The 17,623-nt window shown below is 61.6% G+C and carries 13 protein-coding genes; 12 read left to right on the forward strand and 1 reads right to left on the reverse strand.

The features are described 5' to 3' along the window. Positions 1-84: 84 nt before the first annotated feature. Both gndA and AC02Y0_RS07445 read left to right on the forward strand, forming a co-directional pair. Positions 85-1,506 (forward strand): NADP-dependent phosphogluconate dehydrogenase, encoded by a 1,422-nt coding sequence (gndA, locus tag AC02Y0_RS07440; RefSeq protein WP_476383321.1) that lies wholly within the window; start codon positions 85-87, stop codon positions 1,504-1,506. Positions 1,507-1,724: 218 nt separating this feature from the next. Further along, the gene (locus tag AC02Y0_RS07445; RefSeq protein ID WP_476383322.1) at positions 1,725-2,906 is read left to right on the forward strand and encodes a GGDEF domain-containing protein; all 1,182 of its coding nucleotides are present in this window, start codon (positions 1,725-1,727) and stop codon (positions 2,904-2,906) included. Between the two features lie 49 nt (positions 2,907-2,955). Here AC02Y0_RS07445 and AC02Y0_RS07450 read toward each other — a convergent pair whose 3' ends face one another. Then, positions 2,956-3,987 (reverse strand): LacI family transcriptional regulator, encoded by a 1,032-nt coding sequence (locus tag AC02Y0_RS07450; RefSeq protein ID WP_444558466.1) that lies wholly within the window; start codon positions 3,985-3,987, stop codon positions 2,956-2,958. Positions 3,988-4,436: 449 nt separating this feature from the next. Here AC02Y0_RS07450 and AC02Y0_RS07455 point away from each other — a divergent pair, with 449 nt between their 5' ends. From AC02Y0_RS07455 to AC02Y0_RS07500, 10 genes are all read left to right on the forward strand, one after another. Continuing rightward, entirely contained in the window at positions 4,437-5,672 is a 1,236-nt protein-coding gene (locus tag AC02Y0_RS07455) for an ABC transporter substrate-binding protein (RefSeq protein WP_102020169.1), read from the forward strand. A 165-nt stretch (positions 5,673-5,837) separates the two neighbouring features. Continuing rightward, positions 5,838-6,740 (forward strand): carbohydrate ABC transporter permease, encoded by a 903-nt coding sequence (locus AC02Y0_RS07460; RefSeq protein ID WP_102020168.1) that lies wholly within the window; start codon positions 5,838-5,840, stop codon positions 6,738-6,740. Further along, positions 6,733-7,677: a carbohydrate ABC transporter permease gene (locus tag AC02Y0_RS07465; protein ID WP_102020167.1), complete on the forward strand. Its 945-nt coding sequence runs from the start codon at positions 6,733-6,735 to the stop codon at positions 7,675-7,677. Before AC02Y0_RS07460 ends, AC02Y0_RS07465 begins: the two co-directional genes overlap by 8 nt. Positions 7,678-7,681: 4 nt before the next feature. Further along, a complete protein-coding gene (locus tag AC02Y0_RS07470) occupies positions 7,682-8,770 on the forward strand; it encodes an ABC transporter ATP-binding protein (protein WP_476383323.1) in 1,089 nt (362 codons plus the stop codon). Positions 8,771-8,832: 62 nt separating this feature from the next. Beyond that, entirely contained in the window at positions 8,833-11,292 is a 2,460-nt protein-coding gene (locus AC02Y0_RS07475) for a beta-mannosidase (protein WP_476383324.1), read from the forward strand. A 63-nt stretch (positions 11,293-11,355) separates the two neighbouring features. Beyond that, a complete protein-coding gene (locus AC02Y0_RS07480; protein ID WP_476383325.1) occupies positions 11,356-12,117 on the forward strand; it encodes a sugar phosphate isomerase/epimerase family protein in 762 nt (253 codons plus the stop codon). A gap of 27 nt (positions 12,118-12,144) precedes the next feature. Further along, complete coding sequence (locus tag AC02Y0_RS07485) at positions 12,145-13,278, forward strand: Gfo/Idh/MocA family protein (protein ID WP_476383326.1); 1,134 nt, start codon at positions 12,145-12,147, stop codon at positions 13,276-13,278. Between the two features lie 169 nt (positions 13,279-13,447). After that, the gene (mgrA, locus tag AC02Y0_RS07490; RefSeq protein WP_476383327.1) at positions 13,448-14,500 is read left to right on the forward strand and encodes an L-glyceraldehyde 3-phosphate reductase; all 1,053 of its coding nucleotides are present in this window, start codon (positions 13,448-13,450) and stop codon (positions 14,498-14,500) included. A gap of 199 nt (positions 14,501-14,699) precedes the next feature. Then, positions 14,700-16,304 (forward strand): glycoside hydrolase family 43 protein, encoded by a 1,605-nt coding sequence (locus tag AC02Y0_RS07495; protein ID WP_476383328.1) that lies wholly within the window; start codon positions 14,700-14,702, stop codon positions 16,302-16,304. A gap of 219 nt (positions 16,305-16,523) precedes the next feature. Continuing rightward, positions 16,524-17,591 (forward strand): DMT family transporter, encoded by a 1,068-nt coding sequence (locus tag AC02Y0_RS07500; RefSeq protein ID WP_476383329.1) that lies wholly within the window; start codon positions 16,524-16,526, stop codon positions 17,589-17,591. The last annotated feature ends 32 nt before the right edge of the window (positions 17,592-17,623 follow it).

Consider the following 17,623-nt stretch of genomic DNA (forward strand, 5'->3'; position numbering starts at 1 on the left):
CGAACGGTCAACTTTCGCTCTTGCCGCATGCCTTCGCGGATGCGAGAAAGCCGCATCCATGAATTTGCATGCGGAGGCTTCATCGTGCAGCAAGCGGAAATCGGACTGATCGGTCTTGGAGTTATGGGTTCCAATCTGGCGCTCAACATTGCCGAAAAAGGCAATCGGATCGCAGTCTTCAATCGGACGCCGGCGCGCACGGACGAGTTTCTCGCAGAAGCCGGCGATCTGGCCGGCCAGATCATCGGCTGCCACACGATCGAAGAATTTGTCGCTGCCATTCGTCCCCCACGCCCGATCATCATCATGATCAAGGCCGGTGAGGCCGTCGACCAGCAGATGGCCGCGCTGATGCCGTATCTGTCGAAGAACGACATCATGATCGATGCCGGCAATGCCAATTTCCGCGATACGGTCGCGCGCTTTGAAAAGCTCGCAGGGACCGACCTGACCTTCATCGGCATGGGTGTATCCGGCGGCGAAGAGGGTGCCCGTCATGGTCCCTCGATCATGGTCGGCGGCACCGAGGAGAGCTGGAAGCGCGTCGAACCTGTTCTCACCTCCATCGCGGCCAAGTTCAACGATGACCCTTGCGTCGCCTGGCTCGGTACCGACGGTGCCGGCCACTTCGTCAAGACGATCCACAACGGCATCGAATATGCCGACATGCAGATGATCGCCGAGATCTACGGCATCCTGCGTGATGGCCTGAAGATGTCGGCCGCCGAAATCGGCGAGATCTTCGGCGAATGGAACAAGGGCCGCCTCAACTCCTACCTGATCGAAATCACCGAGAAGGTGCTGAAGGCAACCGACCCCGAAACCGGCAAGCCGATGGTCGACATCATCGTCGATGCTGCCGGCCAGAAGGGTACCGGCAAGTGGTCTGCCATCGAAGCGCAGAACCTCGCGGTTACGGCTTCCGGCATCGAAGCCGCTGTTGCCGGCCGTGTTCTGTCGTCGCTGCGTGAAGAGCGCATGGCTGCCGAAAAGTTGTTCGGCCTGCCGGCGCTTGCCGAGGCGCCTGCTGATAAGGCCGCCTTCATCGCCGATCTCGAAAACGCGCTGCTCGCCGCCAAGATTGCCGCTTACGCACAGGGCTTTGCCGTCATGTCGTCGGCGTCGGAAGAGTTCAACTGGTCTTTGCCCATGCCGACGATCGCCCGCATCTGGCGCGCCGGCTGCATCATCCGTTCGCAGTTCCTTGACGAGATCACGTCCGCCTTTACCAAGGATCCGAACGTGCCGAACCTCGTTGTGACGCCGGCCTTTGCCGAGATGGTCAAGGAGACCGACGGGGCGCTCCGCCGCGTCGTTGCTTATGCCGCGCTCTCGGGCCTTCCGGTTCCGGCCATTGCCTCGGCGCTCTCCTACTTCGACACCTATCGTCGCGGTCGCGGCACGGCAAACCTCATCCAGGCGCAGCGCGACTTCTTCGGCGCGCATGGCTTTGATCGCCTCGACGGCAAGGACCTGCATCACGGTCCCTGGGCCGGCCAGTTCTGATCGAACGACAGCATGAACCGAAGGGACCCGACATGAACAATGTCGGGTCCTTTTCTTTTTGGAACCCCTGCCATCGCCAGCCCTTTCATTGCCTTGTGAATGAAATGTCTGGCAGGTGGTTTTCGTTAAAATGATAGCCGCTTGTTTACCTTTGGCTTAACGCCTGTGGCCTAGCGTGGCCAGGCGGTTAAGGAAACCGCTCGAAATGCAGGCGAATCATGATGGTCTCCGTTAATCTTTCCACAGTCTCTGTTGGTGCTTTCGCACTTCTGGCTGTCTTTGCGTTCTTGTACTGGCGGCAGTGGCGGCAGGACTCAACGCGCAACGAGTTCGCCCTGCTTTCTGCAGCGACGGCCAGCGGTGCTGCCGGTGCATTCCTCAGCATCTTCTCCAGCGGAGACTTCGGACTGTTCACCGTCGGGCTCGCTCAGACCCTGATGCTGCTTTCGGCGACCGTGGCATGGCAGGCGCTCCGCGCTTTCGACCACCGGAGCCTTAACCTCAAGCATGCGGTAGCCGGTCCTCTGTTCTTCTTCCTTTTGACCGCGTCGGCTCCGTTCCTGCAGGTCGATGTGAATGCCCGCTTCCAACTCGGCATGCTGGTCGGTGCTATTTATACAGCGCTCGCCGCCCGCGAATTGGTGGTGTCCGAGACTGAAGAACGCCTGAGCAATCGGCCCTTCACCTATAAATGGTTCGGCATCATGTCGGCACTGCTTATCCTGGCGGGCATCGCGGCCTTTGTCTGGCCACTTGGCACGTCTGACGTCGCCGCCGCGTTGCAGCCTCTGTGGTTTTCGGGGATCGTGCTGGCGATGTTCCTGCATGCAGTCATTGCGCCGGTCTCCATGTTCCTGCTCGTTCGTGACCGGCTGCTCGTTGAACATAATTGGGCGGCCGCCACCGATATGCTGACCGGCCTTGCGAACCGCGGCACCTTCCTCGACCTTCTGCAGACGTTGTCTATGAAGATCCGCGGGGAGGGCGCCTTCCTCTATGTCGACGTCGACCATGTGAAGCGGATCAACGACCGTTTCGGCCATTCCGGCGGCGATCACGTGCTGAAGACCTGCGCCGAGCTCATTCAGCGCGAACTGCCCGAGCATGCGCTTCTCGGCCGGCTCGCGGGCGCCGAGTTCGCCGCCTATGTGCCGTTCTGCAAGGTGGAGGAGGCCGAGACGCTCGGCAACATCATCCGCGACAGCGTCGCACAGCAGATGTTCTTTCTCGGCGACGAGATGGTCGAGGTCACCGTGAGTGTTGGCGTCGCCCATGGCGCCGTTCAGGTGACGCCGGACGAGCTCCTGAAGCGCGCCGATGCAGCCCTTCACACGGCGAAGGTCCGTGGCCGCAATTCCGTGGTTGTCTGGCACGAGGGCGAAAGCCCGTCCTTCGCCTGACGCCGGGCGTGCAGCAAGCGCGGGGAGCCTATGCTGCTATCCGTCCGGCCTATTCCCAGCGCGGCTTGCTGACGCTCTGCAGCAGTTCCGCATCGACGCCGTCGATGCGGGCAATTACCGCCTTGGCAAGCTCGCGTCCCGACTGGCGCACATCCTCATAGACCGCGATGATCTCGGGGCGGATCCAGTTGAGGATCGGCGTGCCCTGCTTGGCGACGAGGTCGATCTCTACGCCCACGCGCTTGCCGGCCGCCTCGATCCCGGCATTGGCCGCGATCGCGCTGCTGCCTGAGGACGAGATCAGGCCGTCTGGCGCGTCCGGCCCCCGCATCAGCGCCTCGACGGACGACCGGATCTGCCCGAGCGATGCGTCGATGTTGATGTGCAGCGGTACTTCCTCGGCACCGAAGGCCTTCAGGCCGCGCATGAAGCCATCGAAGGTGTGCTGGTAATAGGTGAGCTTGCTCGGCGGCGGCAGCAGCGCCAGGCGCTTGCGTCCACGCTTCACCAACCGTTCCACGGCGCTGTAGGCGAAAGCCTCGTTGTCAAAGTCGTGATAGGGATGCTCGATGCCCATGGCGGTACGGCCATGGGTGACGAAAGGCATGTTCTGCTCGGTGAGCAGCCGCACGCGGTCGTCATCGGGCTCGGTGCGCGAGATGATCACGCCATCGGCCGAGCCGGTCTCGAGAATATAGCGGACCGGCAGCATCGGGTCCTTGGTATGGGCATGTGGCGTGACCACGATGTGGTAGGGGGTGCCCGATAGCACTTCCGAGATTCCGACCACCATCTGGTTGGAAAAGCCCAGAATTTCCTCATCGATGCCGAGCACCAGGGCAATGACGTTGGTCTTGCCCGTGCGCAGGCGAACGCCCGCCCGGTTCGGCTGATAGCCCAGTTGGCGCGCCACCATGCGCACCCGTTCCTTGGTCTCGGCGCCGATATCGGGAGCGTCCTTCAGGGCCCGCGACACGGTGGTGATGCCGAGGCCCGTCATGAAGGCGATCGTCTTGAGCGTCGGCCGCTCCTTCGTCGCCACTGGGCGGTCTATGAGGCCGCCCCCCTGCTGATCTGTCATGTCGTCCCCGCCACTCGCACAAGCCACGCTTATAATTGGCTTTTCCTCGCCTGCAAACCTGGAGACCGGCACTCCTCCCGGTACGGTGAACGGAAAATCTGAAACGATACAGTGGATTTGTCGAGCGGTTTCTCGTGCTGCGCTGCGAAGGCGTGCAACTTTTACGATTGTGCGCTGCGAAATTACGGGTCTTCGCGCCGCGAAGTCTCGCCAAAAGAGACGATATATCGAAATAAATGATAAAGCATTGAAAATGATGGAGTTATGGCAGTGTTTGGACTGCTCTTGGAGCGATCGAAATCCGAATCAAAGCGTTTTGAAGGGTGGTGTGCAGGTGCACCCTGACGATGAATGCGGAGGTGAAAGCGTTTTTTCCGATCCGGCTGGTTGCGTCTGCGATTTCTTTCGCATAAGTTTTTCCGGCAACGTTTCAGTGAGGGAGGAGACTCATGAATTTTCGTAGCTTTGCGGCAGCTTTGGCCGCTACTGTTGTCATGCCGTTTGCGGCAGCACAGGCCACCGATCTCGAAGTAACCCATTGGTGGACGTCCGGCGGTGAAGCCGCGGCCGTCGCCGAGCTTGCCAAGGCCTTCGATGCCACCGGCAACAAATGGGTCGACGGCGCTATCGCCGGTTCCGGCGGTACCGCCCGCCCGATCATGATCAGCCGCATCACCGGCGGTGATCCGATGGGCGCCACCCAGTTCAACCACGGCCGCCAGGCCGAGGAACTGGCTGAAGCCGGTCTGATGAAAGACCTGACGGCTGTCGCCGAAAAGGAAGGCTGGAAGGACATCATCAAGCCGGCAAGCCTGCTCGAAAGCTGCACGATCGACGGCAAGATCTATTGCGCCCCGGTTAACATCCACTCCTGGCAGTGGCTGTGGCTGTCGAACGCCGCCTTTGAATCGGCTGGCGTTGCCGTGCCGAAGAACTGGGACGAGTTCGTCGCAGCAGCACCGGCACTTGAAGCCAAGGGCATCATTCCGCTCGCGGTTGGTGGTCAGCCGTGGCAGTCTGCCGGTGCGTTCGACGTGCTGATGGTCGCCATTGCCGGCAAGGAGACCTTCGAGAAGGTCTTCAAGGAAAAGGATGAGGCCGTCGCAGCCGGTCCGGAGATCGCCAAGGTCTTCAAGGCCGCCGACGATGCTCGCCGGATGTCCAAGGGCACCAATGTGCAGGACTGGAACCAGGCCACCAATCTTGTGATCACCGGCAAGGCCGGCGGTCAGATCATGGGTGACTGGGCACAGGGCGAATTCGCTCTCGCCAATCAGGTTGCCGGCAAGGATTACACCTGCCTTCCGGGCCTCGGTGTGAACGAGATCATCTCGACCGGTGGTGACGCCTTCTACTTCCCCGTCATCGATGACGCGGAAAAGTCGGCAGCACAGGACGTTCTCGCGTCTACTCTGGTTGCCCCTGCAACGCAGGTCGCCTTCAACCTGAAGAAGGGCTCGCTGCCCGTTCGTGGTGACGTCGATCTGGCCGCTGCCAACGATTGCATGAAGAAGGGCCTCGACATTCTCGCCAAGGGCAATGTCATCCAGGGCACCGACCAGCTGCTTTCGGCTGACAGCCAGAAGCAGAAGGAAGACCTCTTCTCTGAGTTCTTCGCCAATCCGTCCATGACTGTCGAAGATGCGCAGAAGCGCTTCGCCGACATCATTGCTTCCGCCGAGTAATCGCGGGTGACCTGTCCGGCCAGGGGTGTCTCCTGGCCGGACATTGGCCATTATCGACCGGGTAGGGCATGAGCGCCCGTCTGCCGGCCGTGTGCGGGAAGCGTGTGCGTTTCAGCGTGACGGTCTTGGCTGGCCACCCGTGTCCAGGACGAGGAGGACTGACCCATGGCAAGCCCGTCGCATGCCGGTCGACCCAACAAGCTGTTTCGCAATCTGAACGCCAAGATCGCCTCTATTCCCATGGTGCTGACCGCAATGGTCATCTTCCTTGGCGGCACGATCTGGACGGTCGTCTATTCCTTCACCAATTCGAAGCTCCTGCCGCGTGCGAGTTTCGTCGGCTTTGATCAGTACGAGCGCCTCTGGGACGCGCCGCGCTGGGTGATGTCGATCCAGAACCTGGCCATCTACGGCATCCTGTCGCTGATCTTCTCGATCGTGATCGGCTTCGTGCTCGCCGCATTGATGGACCAGAAGATCCGCTTCGAAAACGCGTTCCGGACGATCTTCCTTTATCCCTTCGCGCTTTCCTTCATCGTCACCGGCCTTGTGTGGCAGTGGATCCTGAACCCGGATTTCGGGGTGCAGTCGATCGTGCGCTCGCTCGGTTGGGAGACGTTCACCTTCAATCCCCTCTATGATGCTGACATCGTCATCTACGGCATTCTGATTGCCGGTCTCTGGCAAGGCACGGGGCTCGTCATGTGCCTGTTGCTCGCGGGCTTGCGCGGCATCGACGAGGACATCTGGAAGGCCTCGCGTGTCGACGGCATTCCGATGTGGAAGACCTATCTCTTCATCATCATCCCGATGATGCGCCCGGTCTTCATCACCACGCTCGTGATCATCACATCAGGGATTGTCCGCCTCTACGACCTCGTCGTCGCCCAGACCAGCGGCGGCCCCGGTATCGCCTCCGAAGTGCCGGCAAAGTACGTCTACGACTACATGTTCCAGGCGCAGAACCTCGGACAGGGCTTCGCCGCCTCCACCATGATGCTGCTGACGGTTGCCATCGTCATCATCCCCTGGGCCTATCTCGAATTCGGAGGAAAGAAGCGTGGCTAATCCCGGTTCTCTGAACACCACCGCCGCCGGTTTCGATGCCGTCTCCGATCGTCTCGGAGCCGGGCCCCGCGGCGCAAAGCCGAAGCGCACCTTCTCACCGCGCAACATCATGCTCTACGGATCGCTGATCTTCTTTGCGATCTACTATCTGATCCCGCTCTACGTGATGATCGTCACCTCGCTCAAGGGCATGCCGGAGATCCGTCTCGGCAACATTTTCTCGCCGCCGGTCGAGATCACCTTCGAGCCCTGGGTCAAGGCCTGGGCGACCGCTTGCACCGGCCTCAATTGCGATGGTCTGTCGCGCGGCTTCTGGAATTCGGTGCGCATCACCGTGCCGTCGACGCTGATCTCGATCCTGATCGCCTCGGTCAACGGCTATGCGCTCGCCAACTGGCGCTTCAAGGGTGCGGAACTGTTCTTCACCATCCTGATCATCGGAGCCTTCATTCCATACCAGGTGATGATTTATCCGATCGTCATCGTGCTGCGCGAACTTGGTATCTACGGCACGCTGACCGGCCTCGTGATCGTGCACACCATCTTCGGCATGCCGATCCTGACACTGCTGTTCCGCAACTATTTCACCTCGCTGCCGGAAGAGCTGTTCAAGGCCGCGCGCATCGACGGGGCAGGGTTCTGGCAGATCTATCTGAGGATCATGCTGCCGATGTCGCTGCCGATCTTCGTGGTCGCCATGATCCTGCAGATCACCGGCATCTGGAACGACTTCCTGTTCGGCGTGGTCTTCACCCGACCGGAATATTACCCGATGACCGTGCAGCTCAACAACATCGTCAATTCGGTCCAGGGCGTGAAGGAATACAACGTCAACATGGCCGCAACGTTGCTCACCGGCGCCGTGCCGCTCATCGTCTACTTCATTTCCGGACGCCTTTTCGTCCGGGGCATCGCCGCCGGCGCAGTCAAGGGTTAAGCTCATGTCGCACAGTGTATCGATCAAGGACCTCTCGTTGAGCTTCGGCGCCGTCAAGGTGCTGGAAAACCTCAATCTCGACATCGTCGACGGTGAGTTCATCGTTCTCCTCGGCTCATCCGGCTGCGGCAAGTCCACGCTGCTCAACTGCATCGCTGGCCTGCTCGAGCCGACCGACGGCCAGATCTTCATCAAGGGCAAGAATGTCACATGGGAAGAGCCCAAGGACCGCGGCATCGGCATGGTGTTCCAGTCCTATGCTCTCTATCCGCAGATGTCGGTGAAAAAGAACCTCTCCTTCGGCCTGCAGGTCGCCAAGATGCCGAAGGAGGAGATCGAAAAGCGCGTCCAGCGCGCCGCCGATATCCTGCAGATCGGCCCGTTGCTCGACCGCAAGCCTTCGGCACTGTCAGGCGGCCAGCGTCAGCGCGTGGCAATCGGCCGAGCCCTGGTGCGCGACGTCGACGTCTTCCTGTTCGACGAGCCGCTCTCTAACCTCGATGCCAAGCTGCGCTCGGAACTGCGTGTCGAGATCAAGCGTCTGCATCACAGCCTCAAGAACACGATGATCTATGTCACCCATGACCAGATCGAGGCGCTTACGCTCGCCGACCGCATCGCGATCATGAAGAGCGGCGTCATCCAGCAGCTTGCCGATCCGAACACGATCTACAACCAGCCGAGAAACCTCTTCGTTGCCGGCTTCATCGGCTCGCCGTCGATGAACTTCCTGCATGGCGATCTCGTCAACGAGGGCGGCGAGATCTTCTTCCGCACCCACGACGTGCTCTTCTCGATGAAGGGATATCGCTCGCAGGAGCCTCTGACCGGCGGTCGCAAGGTCGTGCTCGGCGTGCGGCCGGAGCATATCAAGGTCGATGAAGAGAGTGGCATCAGCGAATTGCACGAGGCCGTCGTCGACATCGAGGAGCCGATGGGCGCCGACAACCTTCTGTGGCTGAAGCATGCCGGTCATACCATGTCGGTCCGCATCGGCGGCACACGCCGCTACGCGCCGGGTGCCAAGGTGCGGCTGGGCTTCGACATGGAAGTCGCCTCGCTCTTCGATGCGCAGACCGAAGAGCGCATCTGAACAGTTCCCCCTGCGCCCCGGGCTGTGACCGGGGCGCCTTTTTCTTCTGCAGGACAAGCATCATGACTGAGAGTGCAAACGGCGGCGTCATCGATCTTCACGGCGAATGGCATCTCGCTTGCGCCGATGGCGCACACGCGGCGGCGATCACGCTGCCGGGTGACGTGCATTCGGCTCTCCATGCGGCGGGCCTGATCCCGGATCCCTATTTCGGCCGCAACGAGGAAGTCGTGCAATGGGTCGCCGAACGCGACTGGGTCATCGAGCGCCGCGTTGTCGTGCCCGATATCTCTGGCAGCTGGTATCTCGACATCGATTATCTCGACACGGTCGCCGTCGTCTTCGTCAACGATATCCCGGTGCTGTCTGCCGACAACTGCTTCCGCCGCTATCGCCCCGATGTGAGCCACGCTTTGCAGCCGGGCGAGAACACCATCCGCATCGTCTTCCATTCCAGCATCACGGCAGGCGCCGAGCGCCAGGCGCGCCAGCCCTTCTATATTCCCTATTCGACCGGCAATTGCCCGATCCCGAACGGCAACATGCTGCGCAAGCCGCAATGCCATTTCGGGTGGGACTGGAATATCGCGATCGCGCCGCTCGGGATTTACGGCACACTGTCGTTGAAGAAGCTCGACCCCGCCCGCATCGAGCATGTCGAGACGGAGCAGGTCCACCATGCCGATGGCCGGGTCGAGCTCAAGGTTACCGCTACCATCCATTCCTTCGAGCCAGCCGTGGTGCCGATCCACTTCGCACTCGACGCCGACCGTATTCGTCTCGATGTTGGCATTGCTGCCGGCGAGACCAAGGTCGTGCATGTCTTCGAGATCGAAAGCCCGCGCCTCTGGTGGCCATCGGGCTCAGGCGAACAGGCGCTCTATGCGCTTACCGTCGATCTGCCGACCGAAACCGTCACCCGCCAGATCGGGTTGCGAACCGTCGAGTTGATCACCGATCCGGACGCGGCCGGCAGCCGCTTCGCGCTCAAGGTCAACGGCCGCGAGATCTTCTGCCGTGGCGCCAACTGGATCCCGGCCGATGCGTTGTTCTCGCGCTCGTCCGAGGAGAAGACCACCGATCTGCTGAATTCTGCCGTCGCTGCGCATATGAATATGATCCGCATCTGGGGCGGTGGCTTCTACGAGGCCGACTGGTTCTACGACCTCTGCGACCGGCTCGGCCTGATGGTCTGGCAGGATTTCATGTTCGCGTGCAATCTCTACCCTTGCACCGAGGACTTCCTCGACAACGTCGCCCACGAAGTCGAATATCAGGTCAAGCGGCTGTCCAGCCACGCCTCGATCGTGATCTGGTGCGGCGACAATGAGCTCGTCGGTGCGCTCACCTGGTTCCCGGAATCCCGCAACAACAGAGACCGTTACCTCGTCGCCTATGATCGCCTTAACCGGACCATCGAGCAGGGCGTCAAGAAGACTTATCCGCAGGGCATCTGGTGGCCGTCGAGCCCGGCTTCCGGCTATCTCGACTACGGCGATGCCTGGCATGCCGATGGCTCTGGCGACATGCATTACTGGTCCGTCTGGCACGAGAATAAGAGTTTCGATAATTACCGAACTGTCAAACCGCGCTTCTGCTCGGAATTCGGCTTCCAATCCTATACGTCGCTGCCGGTCATCGAGAGCTTCGCCGACAAGGCGGACATGAACATCGCCTCGCCTGTCATCGAGCTTCATCAGAAGAATGCCGGCGGCAATGAGCGGATTGCGGGCACGATGTTCCGCTATTTCCGTTTCCCGAAGGATTTCGCCAATTTCGTCTATCTGAGCCAGATCCAGCAAGGTCTCGCCATCAAGACGGCCGTCGAATATTGGCGCTCGCTGAAGCCCCATTGCATGGGCACGATCTATTGGCAGCTCAACGACACTTGGCCGGTCGCCTCCTGGTCCAGCCTCGACTACGGCGGCAGCTGGAAGGCCATGCACTACATGGTGCGCCGCTTCTTCCAGCCGGTCGCGGTCGCAGCCATCCCGTCGGAAGATGGCAGCAGCATTGCGCTCTCCATGGTCAACGATACGCTCGACACCGTCACCATCGACGCCAACCTCTTCGTGCTGACGCTCTCTGGCGAGCGCATTCCGCTGAAAAGCGTGCAGGGCGACTGCGGCCCGGATGCCGCAGACATTCTCGTCACCCTCGATGCGAGCGAGATCCCGGCCGATGGCCTGCTCGCCTGGAACTTCACGGTTTCGAATGGCATGACCGGGGAGGGGCATTTCATCAACGGCACCTACAAGGCGCTCGATCTCGAACCATCGCGTCTCGAAACCTCGGTCACGCCGACCGGCGACGGTGCGTTCGAGGTGGCCGTCACGTCCCACGGCCTGGCGCTCTTTGTCATGCTCGAAAGCGCAACCCCCGGCCGATATTCCGATAACGCCTTCGATCTTTCGGCCGGCGAGAGCCGCCGCATCATCTTCAAAGCGGACACTCAGCTTGCCGCCGGCACCGTGCCGCAGTTCCGCATCTACGATCTTTACAGCTGCCAGTCGGCGGACTGACAGCCATCATATCTAAGGCCCTGGGCGCCCGATCCAGGACCAAACGAGGAGGAGACTACCCCCATGACCAAACTCGGTTTTCAGCTCTACAGCGCCCGCAATTTCCCGCCCTTCAGCGGCATCTATCCGAAGCTCCAGGCCGCTGGTTACGGTGAGGTCGAGGGCTACGGTGCCCTCTACGCCTCGCTCGCCGATGGCGAACTCGACGCCTTCCGCAAGGAGCTTGATGACAATAGCCTCACCATGCCGACCGCGCATTTCGGTCTCGACATGATCGAGAGCGATCCGGCTCGCGTAATCAAGATCGCCAAGACGCTCGGCATTGAAGCCGTCTATTGCCCCTATCTGATGCCCGATCAGCGCCCGACGGATGCAAGCGGCTGGTTCGCTTTTGGCCAGCGCCTGCAGGCCGCGGGCAAGCCGCTGCGCGATGCCGGTCTCGTTTTCGGCTGGCACAATCACGACTTCGAGTTTGCAAGCTTGCCGGATGGTTCGACCCCGCAGGAGCAGATCTTCGCTGGCGGTCCCGAGCTCGACTGGGAAGCCGACATCGCCTGGGTCATCCGCGGCAAGGCCGATCCCTTCGCCTGGATCGAAAGCTACGGCAAGCGCATCAGCGCAGTCCACGTGAAGGACATCGCGCCGGCAGGCGAGAATGCCGATGAGGACGGCTGGGCCGATGTCGGTCACGGCACCGTCGACTGGAAGGGTCTGATCGCGGCGCTGAAGAGCACCCGTGTCAAACATTTCGTCGTCGAGCACGACAATCCCAAGGATATCGACCGGCTGATCACCCGTTCGATCGCTTCCTTCAACACCTATTGAACCCATCGCACATAGCAGGATACTTCCATGGCACGCGAACTCGGCGTCGGCATCATCGGATGCGGCAATATCTCCACCACCTACTTTACGCTTGCGCCGCTGTTTCGCGGCCTGAAGGTCGTTGCCTGCGCGGATATCAATCCGGCAGCGGCAGAAGCCCGGGCTGCCGAATACGGCGTCAAGGCTCAGACCATCGATGAACTCCTCGCCAATCCCGAGGTCGACATCGTCGTCAACCTGACGATCCCGGATGCACATTACCCGGTCTCCAAGCGCATCCTCGAAGCCGGCAAACACGTCTATTCGGAAAAGCCGCTGGTGCTCTCGCTCGAGCAGGGCGAAGACCTGCGTGCGATTGCCAAGGCCAAGGGCCTGTCGGTCGGCTGCGCGCCGGACACCTTCCTCGGCGGTGCGCATCAGCTGGCACGTGCCTATATCGACAAGGGCGGCATCGGCCGTGTCACGTCGGGCACCTGCCATGTGATGAGCCCGGGCATGGAAATGTGGCATCCGAACCCGGACTTCTTTTTCCTGCCCGGCGGCGGCCCGGTCCTCGATCTCGGCCCCTATTACATCGCCAACCTGATCAACCTGATCGGCCCGGTGAAGCGCGTCGCGGCCCTGACATCGATGGCCAACGAGACCCGCACCATCACCAGCCAGCCGCGCAATGGCGAGACAATCCCGGTCAAGACCCCCACCAACATCCATGCGCTTCTGGAATTCCAGAATGGCGCCACGATCACGCTTTCTGCCAGCTGGGATGTCTGGAGCCACCGCCACGCCAATATGGAGCTCTACGGCACCGAGGGCTCGCTCTACGTGCCGGATCCGAACTTCTTCGGCGGCGTCGTGGAGGCCTCCGGCCGCGACAAGAACATCCAGCCTCTCGAAGCCTGGGATCACCCGTTCGGTCGCAACAACCAGGAAAGCCCGCAGGGGCCGCGTGCCAATTACCGCACGGCCGGCCTCGCCGACATGGCGGTTGCGATCCTCGAAGGCCGCGATGCCCGCTGCTCGCTCGACCGCACGCTGCATGGCGTCGATGTCATGGTGTCGATCCTGAAGTCGGGCGAGACGGGTGAATTCGTAACCCTGTCGACAACCTGCACCCAACCGGCTGCTCTGGGTATCGACGAAGCGCAGGCTCTGCTTAGATAAGGTCTGTGTCTTAGCCCCTCATCCGGCTGCCGCCACCTTCTCCCCGCAAGCGGGGAGAAGGCCGGTGCGGCCGGCGTCTTGCCCCCTTCTCCCCGCATGCGGGGAGAAGGTCCCGGCAGGGGGATGAGGGGCAATCATGCGACCATGACCTTCTGGGAGAGAACCATCCATGACCTATACCCCCGCCGAAAACCGCTATGAGCGGATGACTTATAATCGCTGCGGCAAGAGCGGGCTGAAGCTGCCGGCGATTTCGCTCGGCCTCTGGCACAATTTCGGCAATGACACGCCGCATTCCACCAAGCAGGCGATCTGCCGCAAGGCTTTCGATCTCGGCATCACCCATTTCGACCTCGCCAACAATTACGGCCCGCCGGCCGGCTCTGCCGAAGAAGCGTTCGGCGAAATCCTCAAGACCGATTTCCGCGGTTACCGCGACGAACTGATCATCTCGTCCAAGGCCGGCTACAACATGTGGCCCGGCCCTTACGGCGAATGGGGCAGCCGCAAGTACCTGATCGCCTCCTGCGACCAGAGCCTGAAGCGGATGGGCCTCGACTATGTCGATATCTTCTATTCCCACCGCTTCGATCCCGACACGCCGCTTGAGGAAACCTGCGGCGCGCTTGACCACATCGTGCGGTCGGGCAGGGCGCAGTATGTCGGCATCTCCTCCTACAATTCGAAGCGCACCCGCGAAGCTTATGCCATCCTTAAGAGCCTCGGCACGCCGCTTCTCATCCACCAGCCCAGCTATTCGATGATCAATCGCTGGATCGAGGAAGACGGGCTGATCGATACCCTCGAAGACCTCGGTGTCGGTTCGATCGTCTTCTCGCCGCTCGCGCAGGGCATGCTCACCTCTAAATACCTGAACGGCATTCCGGAAGGCACCCGCGCCACCCAGGACAAGTCGCTTGATCCGGGCTTCCTCAACGAGCGCAATCTTGAAAACATCCGGGGCCTCAACCGCATCGCCGAGAAGCGCGGCCAGACGCTGGCGCAGATGGCGCTGTCCTGGGTGCTGCGCGGCGGCCATATCACCACCGCCCTGATCGGCGCGTCGAAGCCTTCCCAAGTGGAGGACTGCGTCAAGGCGATCGAGACGCCGGACTTTACGGCAGAAGAACTCGCCGAAATCGACGTCTTCGCCAAGGACGCCGACATCAACATCTGGGCGGCCTCTGCCGAGCGCAAGGGCCCGCCACGGAAGAAGAAGTAAGGCCCACTCCACCCTCCCCTTGAGGGGGAGGGTCGGAGCGAAGCTCCGGGGTGGGGTGACGTGCACGAGTTTTGCTTCACTCATGGTGTCGAACTCGCATGGATCCCCCCCACCCGCCGCTTCGCGGCGACCTCCCCCATCAAGGGGGAGGTGGGCCATCAATTTGCAATAAGCCATCAGGCAGGAGAAACCACACGCCATGATCATCAACCCCATCCTGCCCGGCTTTAATCCGGATCCGTCGATCTGCCGCGTGGGCGACGACTACTACATCGCCACCTCCACCTTCGAGTGGTTTCCGGGCGTGCAGATCCACCACTCGCGCGATCTCGCCAACTGGGAGCTCGTGACCCGTCCGCTCAACCGAGCGAGGCAGCTCGACATGCGCGGCAATCCCGACAGTTGCGGCGTCTGGGCACCGTGCCTGTCCTACGCCGATGGCCTGTTCTGGCTCGTCTATACCGACGTCAAGCGCTTCGAAGGCTCGTTCAAGGATGCGCATAACTACATCGTCACGGCACCCTCGATAGAAGGCCCCTGGTCCGATCCCATCTATGTCAATTCCTCCGGCTTCGACCCCTCGCTCTTCCATGACGACGGGCGAAAGTGGTTCCTTAACATGCAGTGGAACCACCGCCCCGAGGCGCGCAACACCATCGGCCACGCCAAGTTCGACGGCATCCTCCTGCAGGAATGGGACCCGCAGACGCAAGAGCTCACCGGCCCGATCAAGAACATCTTCGAGGGCAGCAGCCAGGGGCTCGTCGAAGGCCCGCATCTCTTCAAGCGCAATGGCTGGTACTACATGACCACCGCCGAGGGCGGCACCGGCTACGACCATGTCGTGACCATGGCCCGCGCGCGCTCGATCGAGGGCCCTTACGAGATGCATCCGAACACGCATCTCATCACCTCGAAAGATGCCCCCGACGCTATCCTGCAACGCGCCGGCCACGGCCAATATGTCGAGACGCCCGATGGCCAATTCTACCACACCCATCTCTGCGGTCGCCCCATGGCGCCGAAGCGCCGCTGCACGCTGGGTCGCGAGACGGGCCTGCAGAAATGCGTCTGGAAGGACGATGACTGGCTCTATCTCGAGCAGGGCGGCGTTGTGCCAGCCGTCGAGGTGCCGGCGCCTCTTGGTGCAGTCAAACGGGAGGAGCCAGTCGAGATCATCAGAACGTTCGACAGCGCAGACTTACCTAGGGAATTCCAGTGGCTGCGCACGCCGCAGCCGGAGCGCCTGTTCAGCCTGAGCGCGCGGGCAGGGCGCTTGCGCCTCTTCGGTCGTGAAAGCATCGGCTCCTGGTTCGAGCAGTCGCTCATCGCCCGTCGCCAGGAGCATCACCGCTTCCATGCCGAGACGCGGCTGGAATTCTCGCCCGACACTTACCAACAAGTCGCAGGCCTGACCCACTACTACAACCGCTACAAGTTCCATGCACTCGGGGTCTCGACCGACGAGAAGCTCGGCCGCTCGCTGATCATCCTGTCCTGCCCGGGTGACTACCCCTCCGGCAATCTCACCTTCCCGATCGGGATGGGCCAGTCGATCCCCGATGGCGCGATCGATCTTGCCATGGACATCACCGACAACGATCTGCAATTCTCCTGGCGCCCAGCGGGCGAGGGTGCATGGCAGCCCATCGGCCCTGTCCTCGACGCCGGTGTCGTCTCCGACGAAGGCGGCTTCGGCGAACACGGCTCGTTTACCGGGGCATTCGCCGGCATGTTCTGCTTCGACATCACGGGTCAGGGCCGACCGGCGGACTTCGAGCGGTTCGTCTATCGGCGGGGGTGAGGGGCGCGCGCTGACATACCCCGTCGTCATCCTCGGCCTTGTGCCGAGGATCTACTGAGGTCTCAGTCAATTCGACGGTCGTAGATGCTCGGGACAGGCCCGAGCATGACGACGCCCGGCGGTCACAGCATCCCACTGCGCCAGTGCATTCGTGCCGGGATGGACAGTTGCGGCGTGAATCGGGCTGTACGCTTTCGACATTCTCGCTAAACTCGGCGCATGGACCATCCCCACTCCCATCTCTTTCCGGGCGTTCCGCTCGCCCTCGGCTCGGCCATCCTCTTCGGCGCCTCGGCGCCGCTGTCGAAATGGCTGCTCGGCAGCGTGGATCCGTGGCTTCTGGCGGGTATCCTCTATCTCGGGGTCGGCGTCGGCCTGGCGCTTGTTCACTGGGGGCGGCCACTGATCGGGCTTCAGCGGGTCGAAACCCCGCTCTCCCGCCCCGATCTGCCCTGGCTTGCCGCCGTCGTGCTGTTCGGCGGCATCATCGCACCACTGTTCCTGATGCTCGGGCTGTCGCTGACGACTGCCTCCTCCGCCTCGTTGCTCCTCAACCTCGAGGGCCTGGCCACCATGCTGATCGCTTGGCTGGTGTTTCGCGAAAATGTCGATCGCCGCCTGTTGATCGGCGCTCTCACTATCCTTCTCGGCGCCGTCGTTCTGTCATTCGATGGGGGCGGCTTTGAGCTTGATCCGGGCGGTCTATGGATTGCGGCCGCCTGTCTCTGCTGGGGCATTGATAACAATCTGACCCGCAAGCTTTCGTCTGCCGACCCGGTGCAGATCGCGGTGATCAAGGGGCTGGCCGCCGGATCTACCAACGTCATCCTTGCCTTTACGCTCGGCGCCGCCATACCTGACATGACGATCATCGCCGCCGGCGCCGTGGTCGGCTTTCTCGGCATCGGCGTAAGCCTTGTGATGTTCATGCTGGGTTTGCGCCATCTCGGCACCGCGCGCACCGGCGCCTATTTCTCGCTCGCGCCCTTCATCGGCGCCCTGATCGCCGTGACCGTCTTTCGTGAGGCGCCATCCGTCTCGCTTCTGCTCGCGGCGTTCCTGATGGGGATCGGCTTATGGCTGCATCTGTCGGAACGGCATGAACATGACCATGTGCACGATCCCCTCGAGCACGATCATCTTCACAGCCATGACGATCATCACAGCCATGTGCATGATGGCCCGGTGACCGAGCCGCATGCACATTGGCACCGCCACACGCCGCTCAGCCACAAACACCCGCATTATCCGGATCTGCATCATCGCCATGGGCATGGGCATGGGTGACGGGCGTCTGGAGGCGAGCGCACTAAACCACC

Source organism: Allorhizobium sp. nf9_anc (assembly GCF_056323085.1).